Here is a 15,230-nt window from a genome sequence, read left to right as displayed (position 1 = left end):
CGCCGCGGTGCGGGTCAGTAGTCCACGTCGATGAGGTCGGGTGCGACCTCGGAGGCGGCAGCCTCATCCACGAAGAACACCGTGCGCTTGCGACCCTTGGCGCCGGCCGCCGGGACGTTCTCGTAGTTGGCGCCCGCAAGGGCCAGGCCCAGTGCGGAGGCCTTGTCGGCTCCGGTCAGCACGAGCCAGACCCGCTTGGACGCGTTGATCACCGGGCGGGTCAGAGTGATCCGCTCCGGGGGCGGCTTGGGGGAGTCGCGCACCGGAAGCACGGCCGCATCGATCACGGTGATCTCCGGCCGATCCGGGAACAGCGAGGCGATGTGGCCGTCCGGTCCGACGCCGAGGAAGCAGACCGCGAACGACGGCCAGGCTCGGTCTTCTTCACCGAAACGCGCGAGCTCTGCGGCGTAGGCTGCGGCGCCCTCATCGAGCGTCAGGCCCGCGTCGCTCGCGGCCATCTCGTGCACGTTCTCGGCCGGGACGGAGATCCGATCCAGCAGGGCGGCGCGCGCCTGACCGGCATTGCGATCCGGGTGGTCCCTGGGGACGAAGCGCTCGTCGCCCCACCAGAAGTGCACGAGCGACCAGTCCACCTCGTGGGCGCGAGGATCCTCCGCGACCGCGCGCAGGACGGCGGATCCCATGCTCCCGCCGGTCAGGGCGATGTGCGCGAGGCGCCCGTCCTTGATGCGCGCCTGGACGCGCACGAGGAAGCGGTCGGCGACGCGCCGCGCCAGCGAGACGGGATCCGCGTCGATGACGACGCGCTTGGCGGGGGAGTCGGAGGCCATGTCAGGCGACCGGCTCGGGCGCGCTGAGCTTGGCGAATCCCTCGGTGATCACGCGGCCGTAGAGCACGTCGGGGTCGAGCCGGCGCAGCTCCTCGGCCAGGCACTCCCGCAGCGTCCGACGCGGCAGGTGGAGCTCGTGGTCCGGCTGTCCGGGCTGCGTGAGCATCGCGGATCCCGGTACCGGGCGCTCCAGCAGGATGTCGCCGTTGGCGCGGGTGAGCCGCACCGACTTGATGCCGTGCGCCCAGTGCGCGATCGGCTCGTACGCCCAGCGGACCGGGACGTCCAGCGCGAGGCCCAGCCAGGCGGCGAGCAGCGCGGTGGAGGGGGAATCGGCGGCGCCGCGCACCTCGACCGCGGTCACCTCGTCGAACGGCGGCTGATCGAGGACGGCGGCGAGCTGCTCGCGCCAGTGCGTGAGCCGGGTCCAGGCGAGATCGGTGTCGCCCGGGACGTGTGTGCGTCCGAGCACCTCGAGCTGCGCGCGCACATCGCTCGCGGTCGCCGCGTCGGTGATGCGGCGCTGTGCGATTCGTCCGAGCGGCGATTCCGCCGGCGCTTCCGGCGCCAGCGTCGGCCACCAGACGACCACGGGGGCGTCGGGCAGCAGGAGACCCGTGACCAGGCTCTCCTCGTTGCTGGCGGCGTCGCCGTAGGCGTGCAGCACGACGACCTCGCTCGCGCCGGCGTCGCCGCCGACCCGGATCTGCGCGTCCAGGTGTGCCTCGCCCTCGCTCGTGGTCAGCACGATGACGCGCATCGGGTGCTCGCGGGATGCGTCGTTCGCGGCGTCGACCGCCGCCTCCAGCGCGTCGTCCGGCGCCGCGATGATGAGTGTGAGCACGCGACCGAGCGCGACGACGCCGCCCTCTTCGCGAGCCTTGACCAGGTTCTTCGCGACCTGGCTGGTGGTGGTGTCGGGCAGATCGATGATCACGGGCGCCTCCAGACACGTCCGTCGCGGGCGAGCAGGGCATCGGCGGAGGCCGGGCCCCAGGATCCGGGAGCGTACTGCTCCAGCGGGCCGCCCTCGGCGGCCCAGTACTGCTCGACCGGATCGAGGATCTTCCAGCTGAGCTCGACCTCCTCGTGGCGCGGGAACAGCGGCGGATCGCCGAGGAGGACGTCGAGGATCAGTCGTTCGTACGCCTCAGGGCTGGCCTCGGTGAACGCGTGTCCATAGCCGAAGTCCATGGTCACATCGCGCACGTTGCTGCCGTTGCCCGGAACCTTGGAACCGAACCGCAGCGTCACGCCCTCATCGGGCTGCACGCGGATCACGAGGGCGTTCTGGCCCAGCTCGGAGGTCTGCGCACCACCGAACAGATGCTCCGGAGCGCGCTTGAAGACGACCGCGATCTCGGTCACGCGGCGGCCGAGGCGCTTGCCGGTGCGCAGGTAGAACGGCACGTCGGCCCAGCGCCGGGTGTTGATCTCGAGCTTGACCGCGGCGTAGGTCTCCGTGATGGACTCCGGATCCATGCCGTCCTCGTCGAGGAAGCCGGTGACCTGCTCGCCGCCCTGCCAACCGCCGGCGTACTGTCCGCGGGCCGTGGCGAGCGAGAGGTCGTCGGGCAGCGAGACGGCTGCGAGAACCTTCTCCTTCTCGGCGCGCAGGTGCTCGGCCGACAGGCTGATCGGCTCCTCCATCGCGGTGAGCGCAAGCAACTGCAGCAGGTGGTTCTGGATGACATCGCGGGCGGCGCCGATGCCGTCGTAGTAGCCGGCACGGCCCCCGACGCCGATGTCCTCCGCCATCGTGATCTGCACGTGATCCACGTAGTTGCGGTTCCAGATCGGCTCGTACAGCTCGTTCGCGAACCGCAGCGCGAGGATGTTCTGGACCGTCTCCTTGCCGAGGTAGTGGTCGATCCGGAAGATCGAGTCGGCCGGGAACGTGCCCTCCAGGGCGTCGTTGAGCGCCCGTGCGGACGCGAGGTCGTGTCCGAACGGCTTCTCGATCACGACGCGCCGCCAGTGGTCGGCGTCCTCGTGTCCCTCGACGAGTCCCGAGTCGCGCAGCTGCCGTGCGACCAGCGGGAACTGGTTCGGCGGGATCGAGAGGTAGTACGCGTGGTTGCCCATGGTGCCGCGTTCGACGTCGAGCTTCTCGACGGTCTCGCGCAGCCGGCGGAACGCGTCCGGGTCTCCGAACTCACCGGAGACGAAGCGGATGCCCTGCAGCAGCTGCGCCCACGTCTCCTCGCGGAACGGGGTGCGCGCGTGCTCCTTCACCGCGTCGTAGACGACCTGCGCGAAGTCCTGGTCCTCCCAGTCACGGCGGGCGAAGCCGACCAGGGCGAAGCCGGGGGGCAGCAGGCCGCGGTTGGCGAGGTCGTAGACGGCGGGCATCAGCTTCTTGCGCGACAGGTCGCCGGTGACGCCGAAGATCACCAGTGCGCTGGGTCCGGCGATCCGGTTCAGCCGGCGATCGTCGGGGTCACGCAGGGGGTTGTGGCCGCGGGAGACGTGGACAGTCATCAGTGGGGGATTCTCCTGGGGATTGCGGATGGGCCTACTGCGCGGCCTCGAACAGGTCGAGCACGTCGTCCTGCGGTTCGGTGATCGTGAGCGTCACGACGGGACGGCCGTGCGCGGCGAGCACGCCGGCGTCGCCGGCGGCCTGGGCCTCGATGAGCTGGCCGAAGGTGAACGGACGTCCGGGGATCTCCAGATCCACGTCGGTGCGCTCCAGGATCTGCAGGAACACGCCCTGAGCGGGCCCGCCCTTGTGGTACTGCCCCGTCGAGTGCAGGAAGCGCGGGCCCCAGCCGAACGTCGTCGGACGACCGGAGTCCGCAGCCACGAGTTCGCGGAGGCCCTGCAGCTGCGGCATCTCGAGACGATCGACGTAGGCCTGGATGGACACGTAGCCGTCCTCGGGGAGCCGCGCCCAGAGCGCGTCCAGCACGCCGGCGATGGTGCGGGAGGCGAGCAGCGCAGGATCGGAGGCGCGGACCTCGACGCCGTCCTGCTCGAAGGCCGCGGGCGCGGGCGCGGGGCGTGCGTCCAGGAGGCCGCGGGCGGCGACCTTCGCGGACTCCACGTCGGGCTGATCGAACGGGTTGATGCCCAGCAGGTGTCCGGCGATCGCCGTCGCGTACTCCCAGACCAGGAACTGGGCGCCCAGGGTGCCGCTGACGAGGATCTCGCCGGGGTGGCGCTCCCGCAGGTGGAACTCGTCGGCGTCGTCGACGAGACGCACGAGCTGCAGATCGGCGGGACGGCTGTCCACCTCGGGCGACACCGGGAGCAGCACGACGGGAAGGATCCCGGTGCCCTCCTTGCCGGTCGACTCGGCGACCAGCTGCTCGATCCAATCGGGCAGGCCCACGATGTGCGTGCCGTCGGTGATCAGACCCAGCTTGTCGCGACGGGGACCGTCCGGGCTCTGCCGCGAGGCGGCGATCGCCGCGCCGAGGAGCAGCGCCGGGTTCTCCGGGGAGTCGATCGCGACCTGCAGCAGGGTCGCCTCCGCCTCGTCGAGCAGTTCGGCGACGTCGACGCCGGCGAGGCCGGACGGCACCAGGCCGAACGCCGTCAGCGCCGAGTAGCGACCCCCCACGTTCGGGTCCGCGTTGAACACGCGGTATCCGGCTTCCCGGGCAGAGGCGTCGAGCGGCGAGCCCGGGTCGGTGACCACGACGATGCGCTCCACCGGGTCGATCCCGATGTCGCGGAACGCCGTCTCGAAGGTGCGGCGCTGCGAGTCGGTCTCGACGGTCGACCCGGACTTCGACGACACGACGAGCACGACATCGGAGAGCCCGGCGTCGATGGCGGCGAGCACCTGGCCCGGGGAGGTCGAGTCGAGGATGGTGACGTCGATCCCGGCGGTCTGCGAGATGACCTCGGGGGCGAGCGACGATCCGCCCATCCCCGCCAGGACCACGCGCGTGACGCCCTTCGCCGCGAGCTCGTCGCGCAGGGCGACGATCTCGGGGACCAGCGGGCGCGACACGGACACCGCGTCCACCCAGCCGAGGCGGACGGCAGCCTCGGCCTCGGCGGACTCGCCCCACACGGTCGGGTCGCCGTTGGTGATCCGGGAGGCGATCAGCTCGCCCACCAGTCGCGGGACGACCTCGTCGATCGCCGCCTTCGGCGCCCCGGACGTGTGGATCTCGAAGCTCACCGCTGGGCTTCCAGTCCTTCGCGGACCTGGCCGAGCAGCTCGTGCCAGGAGTCGATGAACTTCGCGACGCCCTCATCCTCGAGCACCTGGGTGACGTCGGCGAAGTCGACGCCCACGGCGGCGAGGCCGGCGAAGACGGCGCGAGACTCGTCGTACGTGCCGGTGACGGTGTCGCCGGTAACCACGCCGTGGTCGTAGGTCGCCTCGAGCGTCTTCTCGGGCATGGTGTTGACGACGTCGGCGGCGACGAGCTCGGTGACGTACAGGGTGTCGGGCAGCGCGGGGTCCTTCACGCCGGTGGAAGCCCAGAGCGGGCGCTGGCGGTTGGCGCCGGCGGCGAGCAGGGCGGCGGCGCGGTCTCCGGCGAACGTCTGCTCGTAGAGCTCGTAGGCGAGGCGCGCGTTGGCGAGCCCGGCCTTGCTCTTGAGCGCGAGGGCCTCGTCGGTGCCGATGGCGGTGAGGCGCTTGTCGGTCTCGGTGTCGACGCGCGACACGAAGAACGACGCGACGGACTGGATCGTCGAGAGGTCGATGCCGGCGGCCTGGGCCTGCTCGAGGCCAGCGAGGTAGGCGTCGATCACCTCGGCGTAACGCTCCAGGCTGAAGATCAGGGTCACGTTGACGCTGATGCCCGCTGCGATCGCCGCGGTGATCGCGGGCAGTCCCGCCTTGGTCGCCGGGATCTTCACCAGCAGGTTGGGACGGTCGACCTTGGCCCACAGCTCCTTCGCCTGCGCGATGGTCCCCTCGGTGTCGTGCGCGAGGTCGGGGGAGACCTCGATCGAGACACGGCCGTCGACGTGGCCGGTCTCCTCCCAGACGGGGCGGAAGACGTCGAGCGCGTCGCGCACGTCCTGCGTGGTCGCCTCGAAGATGGCCTCCTCGGGCGTGGCGCCCGACTCGGCGAGCTGAGCGACCTGACCGTCGTACGAGGTGTCGTCCGGGTTGGTGATCGCGTTCGCGAAGATCGTCGGGTTGGTGGTGACGCCGACGACGTTGCGCGAGGCGATGAGGTCGGCGAGGTTGCCCGACGTGATGCGGGTGCGGGACAGGTCGTCCAGCCAGATGCTGACGCCGGCGGCGGAGAGGGCTGCGGTGGGCGTGGTCATGCGGATCTCCTCTTACGGGTTGCTCAAGCGGCCGCGGTGGCGGCGATGGTCTCGTGGGCGGCCGCGACGACGGCCTCCGTGGTGATGCCGAACTTCTGGAACAGGGTCTTGTAGTCGGCCGACGCGCCGAAGTGGTCGATGCCGACCGACCGGCCCGTCGAGCCGACGATGCCGTGCCAGCTCAGCGTGGATCCGGCCTCGACGGAGACACGGGCCTTCACGCCCGAGGGCAGCACGGACTCGCGGTACGCCTCATCCTGCTCGGCGAACCACTCCAGCGAGGGCGCGGAGACCACGCGGGCGTTCACTCCCTCGGCCGCGAGGGTCTCGCGCGCTGCGACAGCCAGCTGCACCTCGGAGCCCGTCGCGATGAGGAGGACGTCGGGGGTGCCGTTCGGCGCCTCGGCGAGGACATAGGCTCCCTTGGCGGTGTTCGAGGCCGCCGCGAACGTCTCGCCGGTCGCCTCGCCGGAGCCGCGCGCGAAGTTGGGCACGTTCTGACGGGTGAGGGCGATGCCGGTGGGCCCGCCGTGGCGGCGCAGGATCTCGAGCCAGGCGGCCGCGGTCTCGTTGCCGTCGGCCGGGCGCACCACCGCGAGGTTCGGGATGGCACGGAGCGACGCGAGCTGCTCGATCGGCTGGTGCGTCGGGCCGTCCTCGCCGAGGGCGACGGAGTCGTGCGTCCACACGAACACGCTCGGCACGTTCATCAGGGCGGCGAGACGCACCGGCGGGCGCATGTAGTCGCTGAAGATCAGGAACGTTCCGCCGAACGGACGGGTGGGCCCGTGCAGCACGATGCCGTTGATGATCGAGCCCATCGCGTGCTCGCGGATGCCGAAGTGCAGCACGCGGCCGTACGGGCTGCCGTCCCAGTCGTGCGTCGACCACGAGGCGGGGATGAAGGACTTCGCACCGGCGATGGTGGTGTTGTTCGAGCCGGCGAGGTCGGCCGAGCCGCCCCACAGCTCGGGCAGCCGGTCGGCGAGGGCGTTGATGACCTTGCCCGAGGCGGCGCGCGTGGCCAGCTCGGTCCCGGCCTCGAACACGGGCAGGGCGTCCTCGATGCCTTCGGGGAGCTCATGCGCCTCGAGGCGCTCCAGCAGGGCCTTGCGCTCGGGGTTCGCGGCGGCCCAGCCGTCGAACGCCTGCTGCCACTGCGCGCGCTCCGCGGCGGCGCGGGCGCCGAGCTCGCGGGTGTGCTCGATCACCGCGTCCTCGACGACGAAGCTCTTGTCGGGGTCGAAGCCGAGGACGACCTTGGTCGCCGCGACCTCGTCCGCGCCCAGCGCGTTGCCGTGCACCGACTCGGTGCCCTTCTTGTTCGGCGCGGGCCAGCCGATGATGGTGTTGAGGATGATCAGCGAGGGCTTCGAGGTCTCGGCCTTGGCCTGCTCGATCGCGTCGAAGAGCTCCTGCACGTCCTCGACGTAGGTGCCGGTGCGCACCCAGTCCACGTGCAGCACCTGCCAGCCGTACGACTCGTAGCGGGCGCGCACGTCCTCGGTGAACGCGACGTTGGTGTCGCCCTCGATCGAGATCCGGTTGGAGTCGTAGATCGCGATGAGGTTGCCGAGCTGCTGGTGGCCGGCGAGCGACGAGGCCTCGCTCGTCACGCCCTCCTGCAGGTCGCCGTCGCCGGCGATCACGTACACGTGGTGGTCGAACGGGCTGGTGCCGGCGGCGGCCTCCGGATCGAACAGCCCGCGCTCGTAGCGCGAGGCGTAGGCGAAGCCGACGGCCGAGGCCAGGCCCTGGCCCAGCGGGCCGGTCGTGATCTCGACGCCCTTGGTGTGTCCGTACTCCGGGTGACCCGGCGTCAGCGAGCCCCAGGTGCGCAGCGCCTCGAGGTCGCTGAGCTCGAGGCCGAACCCGCCGAGGTAGAGCTGGATGTACTGGGTGAGGGAGGAGTGTCCCACGGAGAGGATGAAGCGGTCGCGGCCGATCCAGTGCGTGTCGGCGGGATCGTGTCGCAGAACCCGCTGGTAGAGCAGGTAGGCCACGGGGGCCAGGCTCATCGCGGTTCCCGGGTGGCCGTTGCCCACCTTCTGGACGGCATCCGCCGCCAGGACTCGGGCGGTGTCCACCGCGCGCCGATCGATCTCATCCCACAGCAGTTCCGACACTCCAGAGCCCTTTCGAAGCCAATGAGTGCGCCCGTTCGTCTGCGCGCCGACCGCTACTTCACGGAGGGGCGAGGCACGTTGACGGGCGCGCGAGCAGTCTTCAGCATAGTGGCGTCGCGCGGCCGCGTCGCCGGTCCGGTCGAAGTGTTTCGGCGACAAGCAAGCGCATTCCCGCGTCGCCCCGGCGGCGGGGCCACGACGGCCGTACGGGCGCCTCGGGCCGTTTCTCCGGATGCCATAGAATGACGGTGTTGCCCTATGCATGAAGGAGGCGGTCAGCATCGCGACCACCATCGAGTCCGTCGCCGCCGAGCGCTCTCTGAAGCGGACCATCAAGGGCTACGTCGAACTGACCAAGCCCCGCGTGCTCGAGCTTCTGCTCGTGTCCACGGTTCCCGTCATGTTCCTGGCGCAGCACGGCCTGCCGAACCTGTGGCTGGTGGCGGCGACCGTCATCGGAGGCTCGATGAGCGCCGGATCCGCCGCGGCGTTCAACATGTACATCGATCGCGACATCGATGCGCACATGCACCGCACGGAGAAGCGGCCGCTCGTGACGGGAGAGGTCTCGCCGCGCGGTGCGCTGGTGTTCTCCTGGGTGCTCGCCGTCCTCTCCACCGCCTGGCTCTGGCTGACGACCAACGGGGTGGCGGCCGCGCTCTCGGCGGCGGCGATCTTCTTCTACGTCGTCGTCTACACCCTGATCCTCAAGCGCCGCACCGAGCAGAACATCATCTGGGGCGGGATCGCCGGGTGCTTCCCGGTGCTGATCGGGTGGGCCGCCGTCACCGGGTCCCTCGACTGGCCGGCGTTCGTGCTGTTCGTGCTCGTGTTCCTGTGGACGCCGGCGCACTACTGGCCGCTGTCGATGAAGTACAAGGACGACTACGAGGACGTGGACGTGCCGATGCTGGGCGTCACCCGCTCCGCCTCGCAGGTGGGGCTCCAGGTCATCCTCTACGCGTGGGCGACCCTGGCGTGCTCGCTGCTGCTCATCCCGGTGGCCGGCATGGGGCTCGTCTACACGGTGTCGGCCCTCGTCTTCGGCGGATGGTTCGTGTACGAGTCGCACCGCCTGTACGCCCAGGCGGTGAAGGGCGCATCGGCGAGGCCGATGCGCGTCTTCCACGCCTCGATCACCTACCTGACGCTGATCTTCGTCGCCGTCGCGGTGGACCCGCTGCTCCCGTTCTGAGCCGACTGGTCGTTCGTCGCGTCCGCGGAGCTCACTTCCTGCGACGGCGCGTCCTCCGAAACAGGCGCTTCGGACTCCCCATCCTCTTCCGGGGCCTCCGTGATCGCCGGGCCGGTCTCGACGCGCTCCAGGGCCGCGGGCGCGACGAGACCTGAGACGACGAGCAGCGCGAGCGCGAGGAGCACTCCGAGCACTCCGGCGCCGAGCAGCGCCGCGCCGATCACGATCCAGGACTGCCCGGCGTAGACCTCGAGGCCCGTGGCGCTGCCGTTCTTGAGCGTCGTGGTCATCGTGCCGAGATGGTCGAGCACGACCAGGGCGCCCGAGACGACGAGGGCGACCGAGGCGGCCAGGAGGATCCAGAAGGGGATGCTGCGGTTCATTGCGCGTGTCATGCCCCCAGACTCCGCGCCGAACTCGTGCAGGTCGTCTGCATCGCCTATGAGTCGCGTATGGGTCGCGGCGGGACCGGGGGAGAGGTCCCGGATGTTCGGGCACCCGGGACCAGCGTCCCCAGCAGCACGCAGGTCATAGGATCCGTTCCCCAGAACGGGGATCCTCCTGCTAGCGTCCACTTTCATCCAACTGACCTGATCAGGACGATGCAAGGACCGGATCCAGCGTTGTCCGCAAGAGGACACCCGATGAGCGACGACGAACTCCTCGACCTGCTGCACCGCGAGCGCCCGCAGGATCTCGGCGCCGTGGCCGAGCGCACCGCTGTCGACGCCGGGGAGGTGCGCGCTGCGCTCGAGAGGCTGGCCTCTCAGGGGCACCTCTCGCTCCAGGACGAGGTGATCCTGCTCAACCCGCCCGTGCAGGCCGCCGCGATCGCGATCGATCGGCTGCTGCAGGCGGAGCGCGCCGAGGCGGAGGCGCGCAGCGAGCGGCTCGCGCAGATCGTCGACGGCGTCGCCCGCCGCTCCGCGTCCTGGAACTTCGGCGAGGCCCTCGTGCAGGAGCGCCTCACCCTGCAGCGGGCGGAGGGCCCGCACGCCGCGGAGGACCTGTGGTTCGCCGTCCAGGCGTCCCGGGTGGGGCCCGGGGGACGGGTGCGCGCCGTGCTGACCGACCTGGACCGCTACCGCCAGAGCAGCCCGGAACGCACGCGCGCGTTCGCGACGGTCATGAGCGGCTACGCCTCGGTGCAGGCGATCATCCCCGCGATGATCCTGGACGAGCGTCTGGCCGCCATGGTCCGCACCTTCCGCGAGTCGGCGGTGGAGTTCCGGATGCTGCCGGATCCGCCGAGCTGGTTCTGGGTCGACGACGCCGACATCACGGGCCTGCCGGTGAGCTGGCCCGACACGGCGCCGCAGAGCGTGGTCGCGGTGTCGAGCCCCGTCATCGCGGGCCTGGCGAAGGAGTACTTCGCCGAGCTGTGGCGGCAGGCGCAGCCGGTGGAGGCGGATCCGATCGGCTATGGCGGGCTGCTGCACCGCATGCGGCGCGGGATGACCCTCGACGCCGCCTCGCGCTCCCTTGGCATCACGCCGCGCACGGGCCGGCGCCGGATCGCGGCCGCCATGGAGCGCTACGGCGTCGCGACCCTGTTCGCGCTCGGGGCGGCGTGGGCGCAGGACGGCAGCCCCGGCGCGGACGCGGAGTGACGGGCGCCGAGCCGCGGGATCAGGACGAGGCGCCGGCGTCCGCGGGGAGCGGCGCCCGCTCCGCCGGGCTCTTGACGCGCAGGACCAGCACCGTGCAGGCCGCTACGAGCACGGCGGCGAGCACCATGTGCACGCCCACCGCGAGCGGCGGAAGGGCGTTGCGTGCCTGGTAGAGCCCGACCGCGATCTGCACGAGCTCGATCGCGAGCAGGCCGATCACGGCGCTCCGGATCACGGTGAGACTGTTCGCCAGGCTGATCACGAGCAGCGCGAGGGTGAGGCCGAACAGCGCGTAGGCGGGCCACGAGTGCACGTGCTCGAGCACGGTCGCGTCGAAGCCGTTGCGCAGCGTGACCGCGGGGTCGCCCGAGTGCGGCCCGGCACCGGTCGTCAGCACGCCGAAGATCACCGTGAGCGCGAGGACGAAGGACGTGATGTGCACCAGGATCGCGACGGCTTTCGGGACCGCGCGCTCGCGCGGCCCGCTCGGCTGGCCCATCCGCACGAGGAACGCCGCGGATACGGCCACGAGCACGAGCGAGACCAGGTAGTGGAACGCGACCATGTTCGGGTGCAGGTGGAAGATCACCAGGATCCCGCCGACCGCGGCCTGGACGAGGACCCCGGCGAAGACGATCCAGGCCATGGTCCACAGATCACGCCGCTCGGCCCGGAAGCGGGAGATCAGGACGATGACGGCGATCGCGGCCAGTCCGACGAAGAAGCTCAGCCCGCGGTTGCCGAACTCGATCAGGGAGTGATAGCTCTGCTCCGCGGTCGGGAACAGCGAGTCCGGGGTGCACAGCGGCCACTCGCAGCCGAGTCCCGAGTCGGTGAGGCGCACCGCGCCGCCGGTGCCGACGATCGCGACCTCGAGCACGAAGGACACCCAGGCGGCGATCTTCACGCGGAGGTCCACCCGATCCGGGAGCCAATCGTGGACTCGGCCCAGAAATCCGGGTCGGGTGCGGGGTGCGGGTGGCGTCACGATCTCGGGCATGGGTCCTCCGGATCCCTGCGCGGGCGGCCGTGAAGGCCCGGACGTCGGAGGGAACCTGTAGAATCGGGGGTGTGTGGTGATGGCCGCGGAATCCGCGGGCAGCATCCTGCACAAGTTTAGGCGCGATTGCTTTGCGTCCATGATGAGGGCCCAGAAGCGGCACCCGTTCCCTGCAGACTCGACGGGATCGGCGGTGTGCCGGGGCGGATGAACCGTTACGGCCCAAGAGGAGAGTGTGATGTCGGATGTGCTGATCGACCGCCCGGAGCTGGATGGTCTGGGGGTGTACGAGTTCGGCTGGCACGACGCGGATGCCGCCGGCGCGAGCGCGCGACGCGGGCTGAGCGAAGCCGTCGTGCGTGACATCTCGGCCCTCAAGAGCGAACCCGAGTGGATGCTGAAGACCCGCCTGAAGGGCCTGCAGCTCTTCGGGCGCAAGCCGATGCCGACCTGGGGCGCCGACCTCAGCGACATCGACTTCGACAACATCAAGTATTTCGTGCGCTCCACGGAGAAGCAGGCGCAGAGCTGGGAGGACCTGCCGGAGGACATCCGGGAGACCTACGAGCGCCTCGGCATCCCCGAGGCCGAACGTCAGCGCCTCGTCGCCGGCGTCGCCGCGCAGTACGAGTCCGAGGTCGTCTACCACCAGATCCGCGAGGACCTGGAGGCGCAGGGCGTCATCTTCATGGACACGGACACGGCGCTGCGCGAGCACCCCGAGTTCTTCGAGGAGTACTTCGGCACGGTGATCCCGGCCGGCGACAACAAGTTCGCCGCACTGAACACCGCCGTGTGGTCCGGCGGATCCTTCGTGTACGTGCCCAAGGGCGTGCACGTGGAGATCCCGCTGCAGGCCTACTTCCGGATCAACACCGAGAACATGGGCCAGTTCGAGCGCACGCTGATCATCGCCGACGAGGACAGCTACGTGCACTACATCGAGGGCTGCACGGCGCCGATCTACAAGAGCGACTCGCTGCACTCGGCCGTCGTCGAGATCATCGTCAAGAAGAACGCCCGCGTGCGCTACACGACGATCCAGAACTGGTCGAACAACGTCTACAACCTGGTCACCAAGCGCGCCGTGGCGCACGAGGGCGCCACCATGGAGTGGGTCGACGGAAACATCGGCTCCAAGGTCACGATGAAGTACCCGTCGATCTACCTCATGGGCGAGCACGCCAAGGGCGAGACGCTGTCCGTCGCCTTCGCGGGTCCCGGTCAGCACCAGGACGCCGGCGCGAAGATGATCCACATGGCGCCCTACACGCAGTCGTCGATCGTGTCGAAGTCGATCGCCCGCGGCGGCGGCCGCGCCGGCTACCGCGGCGAGGTGCGGGTGGATGCGAACGCGCATCATTCCGCGAACACCGTGCGCTGCGATGCGCTTCTCGTCGACACCAAGTCGCGCAGCGACACCTACCCGGCGATCGACATCCGGGTGGACGACGTGCAGCTCGGCCACGAGGCGACGGTCTCGAAGGTCAGCGAGGAGCAGCTCTTCTACCTGCAGTCCCGCGGCATGCCCGAGGACGAGGCGATGGCGATGATCGTGCGCGGCTTCATCGAGCCGATCGCGCGCGAGCTGCCCATGGAGTACGCGATGGAACTGAACAAGCTCATCGAGATGGGCATGGAAGGATCGGTCGGCTGAGATGACGGCCCCCACTGCCGCGCCCGCGGAGGCGCAGGACACGCACGCCCACATCGACCCCGCGGCCCGGCTCGTGGCCGCCGAGAAGGTCGTTCCCGTGCAGACCCGCTCGGAGCGTCCGCACTCGTTCGAGCCCGCCGATTTCGGCGTGCCGACCGGTCGCGAGGTCAACTGGAAGCACACGCCCGTCGCGCAGCTCGCGGGGCTCCTGGCCGACGAGGCCGGTGACGACGCGGCGGTCGCTCTCGACCTGGACGCGGTCGAGGCCTTCCTCGTGCCCGAGGAGGAGGGCGCCCACGGGCAGTTCTTCCGTCCGGAGGATCTGCCGAGCGCTCTCGCGTGGAAGCACGCCGGCCGTCTGCATCTGCGCATCGGCGCGGACGACGAGGTCGACGGCCCGATCGTGCTGCGCATCGACGGCGCGGACGCGGGCAAGCGCGCGTTCGGCCAGATCCTGATCGAGGCGATGCCGAACTCCCGGGCCACCGTCGTCCTCAACCACCACGGCGCCGCGCAGTACGCGCAGAACGTCGAGATCATCGCGCGCGACGGCTCGCGGCTCACCGTGGTGAGCGTGCAGCGCTGGGCGGACGAGGCGATCCACGCCGCGTCGCACCAGGCGCGCGTCGACCGCGACGCGTCGCTGACGCACTTCGTCGTCAGCTTCGGCGGCGGCCTGGTCCGTGTGAACCCCAACGTCGAGCTCGCCGGATCCGGATCCGAGGCCCGTCTGTACGGGCTGTCCTACGCGGACGCCGGCCAGCACCTCGAGAGCCAGGTCTACCTGCACCACAAGGGCGCGCACACCGTCGGAGACGTGCTGTACAAGGGCGCGCTCCAGGGTGAGAGCGCGCACAGCGTGTGGATCGGCGACGTGCTGATCGGCCCCGACGCCACCGGCACCGACTCGTACGAGGCCAACCGCAACCTGGTGCTCACCGAGGGCGCGCGCGCGGACTCGATCCCGAACCTGGAGATCGAGACGGGCGACATCCTGGGTGCCGGCCACGCGAGCGCGACCGGCCGCTTCGACGACGAGCAGCTGTTCTACCTGCAGGCGCGCGGGATCACCGAGGAGGAGGCACGGCGCCTCGTCGTCCTCGGTTTCCTGAGCGACATCGTGCAGCGTCTCGGCGTGCCGTCGCTGGAGGCGGAGCTGCTCGCGGCGATCGAGGCCGAGCTGCAGGCGGTGAACGCGTGACCGCCCAGCGGGCCTGCGCGGTGAGCGACCTGCAGGAGGACACCCCGCTGCGGGTCGAGCTGGACGGCGTGCCGATGGCGGTCGTGCTCGACTCCGAGGGCGAGATCCACGCCATCGGCGACACCTGCACGCACGGCGACATCTCCCTGTCCGAGGGGTTCGTCGAGGGCAAGACGCTGGAGTGCTGGGCCCACGGCTCGGCCTTCTCGCTCTGCTCCGGCAAGCCGCTGAACCTGCCCGCCTACGAACCGGTCCCTGTCTACACCGTCGTCATCGACGGCGATGACGTGATGATCGACCCGTCCGTCACGAAGGACGTCAGCGCTCTCTGAGCCTGCGCCTCCTCGGCGCGGGCCGTCGCACGGCGCCCGCCACGAAAGCTTCCACGAAACCACGAAGGAAT

The 15,230-nt window shown here is 70.3% G+C and carries 13 protein-coding genes; 5 read left to right on the top strand and 8 right to left on the bottom strand.

The window, feature by feature from the left end:
* Positions 1–14 precede the first annotated feature (14 nt).
* Genes pgl through tkt form a run of 6 tightly spaced genes read right to left on the bottom strand, consistent with a single transcriptional unit; the run spans position 15 to position 8,164 of the window.
* Complete coding sequence (pgl, locus tag RL72_RS17335) at positions 15–794, bottom strand: 6-phosphogluconolactonase (protein WP_045252101.1); 780 nt, start codon at positions 792–794, stop codon at positions 15–17.
* Position 795: 1 nt separating this feature from the next.
* Positions 796–1,731 carry a glucose-6-phosphate dehydrogenase assembly protein OpcA gene (locus tag RL72_RS17330; RefSeq protein ID WP_045252100.1) on the bottom strand — a complete coding sequence of 312 codons (936 nt, stop codon included), beginning with the start codon at positions 1,729–1,731 and terminating at the stop codon, positions 796–798.
* Positions 1,728–3,275: a glucose-6-phosphate dehydrogenase gene (gene zwf, locus RL72_RS17325; RefSeq protein ID WP_045252099.1), complete on the bottom strand. Its 1,548-nt coding sequence runs from the start codon at positions 3,273–3,275 to the stop codon at positions 1,728–1,730. The genes RL72_RS17330 and zwf overlap by 4 nt, the downstream gene beginning before the upstream one ends.
* A gap of 34 nt (positions 3,276–3,309) precedes the next feature.
* Complete coding sequence (locus RL72_RS17320; RefSeq protein ID WP_045252098.1) at positions 3,310–4,929, bottom strand: hypothetical protein; 1,620 nt, start codon at positions 4,927–4,929, stop codon at positions 3,310–3,312.
* Positions 4,926–6,038, bottom strand: coding sequence for a transaldolase (gene tal / locus RL72_RS17315; RefSeq protein ID WP_045252097.1), 1,113 nt, complete (start codon positions 6,036–6,038; stop codon positions 4,926–4,928). Before tal ends, RL72_RS17320 begins: the two co-directional genes overlap by 4 nt.
* 23 nt (positions 6,039–6,061) lie before the next feature.
* Positions 6,062–8,164 (bottom strand): transketolase, encoded by a 2,103-nt coding sequence (gene tkt / locus RL72_RS17310; protein WP_045252096.1) that lies wholly within the window; start codon positions 8,162–8,164, stop codon positions 6,062–6,064.
* Between the two features lie 262 nt (positions 8,165–8,426).
* Between tkt and RL72_RS17305 the strand changes: the two genes are divergently transcribed.
* Positions 8,427–9,359 carry a heme o synthase gene (locus RL72_RS17305; RefSeq protein ID WP_045252095.1) on the top strand — a complete coding sequence of 311 codons (933 nt, stop codon included), beginning with the start codon at positions 8,427–8,429 and terminating at the stop codon, positions 9,357–9,359.
* On the opposite strand, the gene RL72_RS17300 is transcribed toward RL72_RS17305, so the two are convergent.
* Positions 9,305–9,754, bottom strand: coding sequence for a hypothetical protein (locus RL72_RS17300; protein ID WP_045252094.1), 450 nt, complete (start codon positions 9,752–9,754; stop codon positions 9,305–9,307). The genes RL72_RS17305 and RL72_RS17300 overlap by 55 nt on opposite strands.
* 249 nt (positions 9,755–10,003) lie before the next feature.
* On the opposite strand from RL72_RS17300, the gene RL72_RS17295 reads away from it, so the two are divergent.
* Positions 10,004–10,969 carry a hypothetical protein gene (locus RL72_RS17295; RefSeq protein ID WP_045252093.1) on the top strand — a complete coding sequence of 322 codons (966 nt, stop codon included), beginning with the start codon at positions 10,004–10,006 and terminating at the stop codon, positions 10,967–10,969.
* Between the two features lie 19 nt (positions 10,970–10,988).
* Here the strand turns inward: RL72_RS17295 and RL72_RS17290 are convergent, their stop codons facing one another.
* Positions 10,989–11,876: a COX15/CtaA family protein gene (locus RL72_RS17290; RefSeq protein ID WP_052674490.1), complete on the bottom strand. Its 888-nt coding sequence runs from the start codon at positions 11,874–11,876 to the stop codon at positions 10,989–10,991.
* 331 nt (positions 11,877–12,207) lie between these two features.
* Between RL72_RS17290 and sufB the strand changes: the two genes are divergently transcribed.
* From sufB to RL72_RS17275, 3 genes are read left to right on the top strand one after another with little or no spacing between them, the layout of a single operon-like run.
* Complete coding sequence (gene sufB, locus RL72_RS17285) at positions 12,208–13,626, top strand: Fe-S cluster assembly protein SufB (RefSeq protein WP_045252092.1); 1,419 nt, start codon at positions 12,208–12,210, stop codon at positions 13,624–13,626.
* Position 13,627: 1 nt separating this feature from the next.
* Complete coding sequence (sufD, locus tag RL72_RS17280) at positions 13,628–14,827, top strand: Fe-S cluster assembly protein SufD (RefSeq protein WP_045252091.1); 1,200 nt, start codon at positions 13,628–13,630, stop codon at positions 14,825–14,827.
* Complete coding sequence (locus RL72_RS17275; protein WP_045252090.1) at positions 14,824–15,159, top strand: non-heme iron oxygenase ferredoxin subunit; 336 nt, start codon at positions 14,824–14,826, stop codon at positions 15,157–15,159. Before sufD ends, RL72_RS17275 begins: the two co-directional genes overlap by 4 nt.
* Positions 15,160–15,230 lie beyond the last annotated feature (71 nt).

It is taken from the genome of Microbacterium azadirachtae, assembly GCF_000956545.1.
Classification (GTDB): Bacteria; Actinomycetota; Actinomycetes; order Actinomycetales; family Microbacteriaceae; genus Microbacterium; species Microbacterium azadirachtae.
Note: the sequence above shows the minus strand (reverse complement) of the source record. Positions and strands in the feature narration are given on the sequence as shown.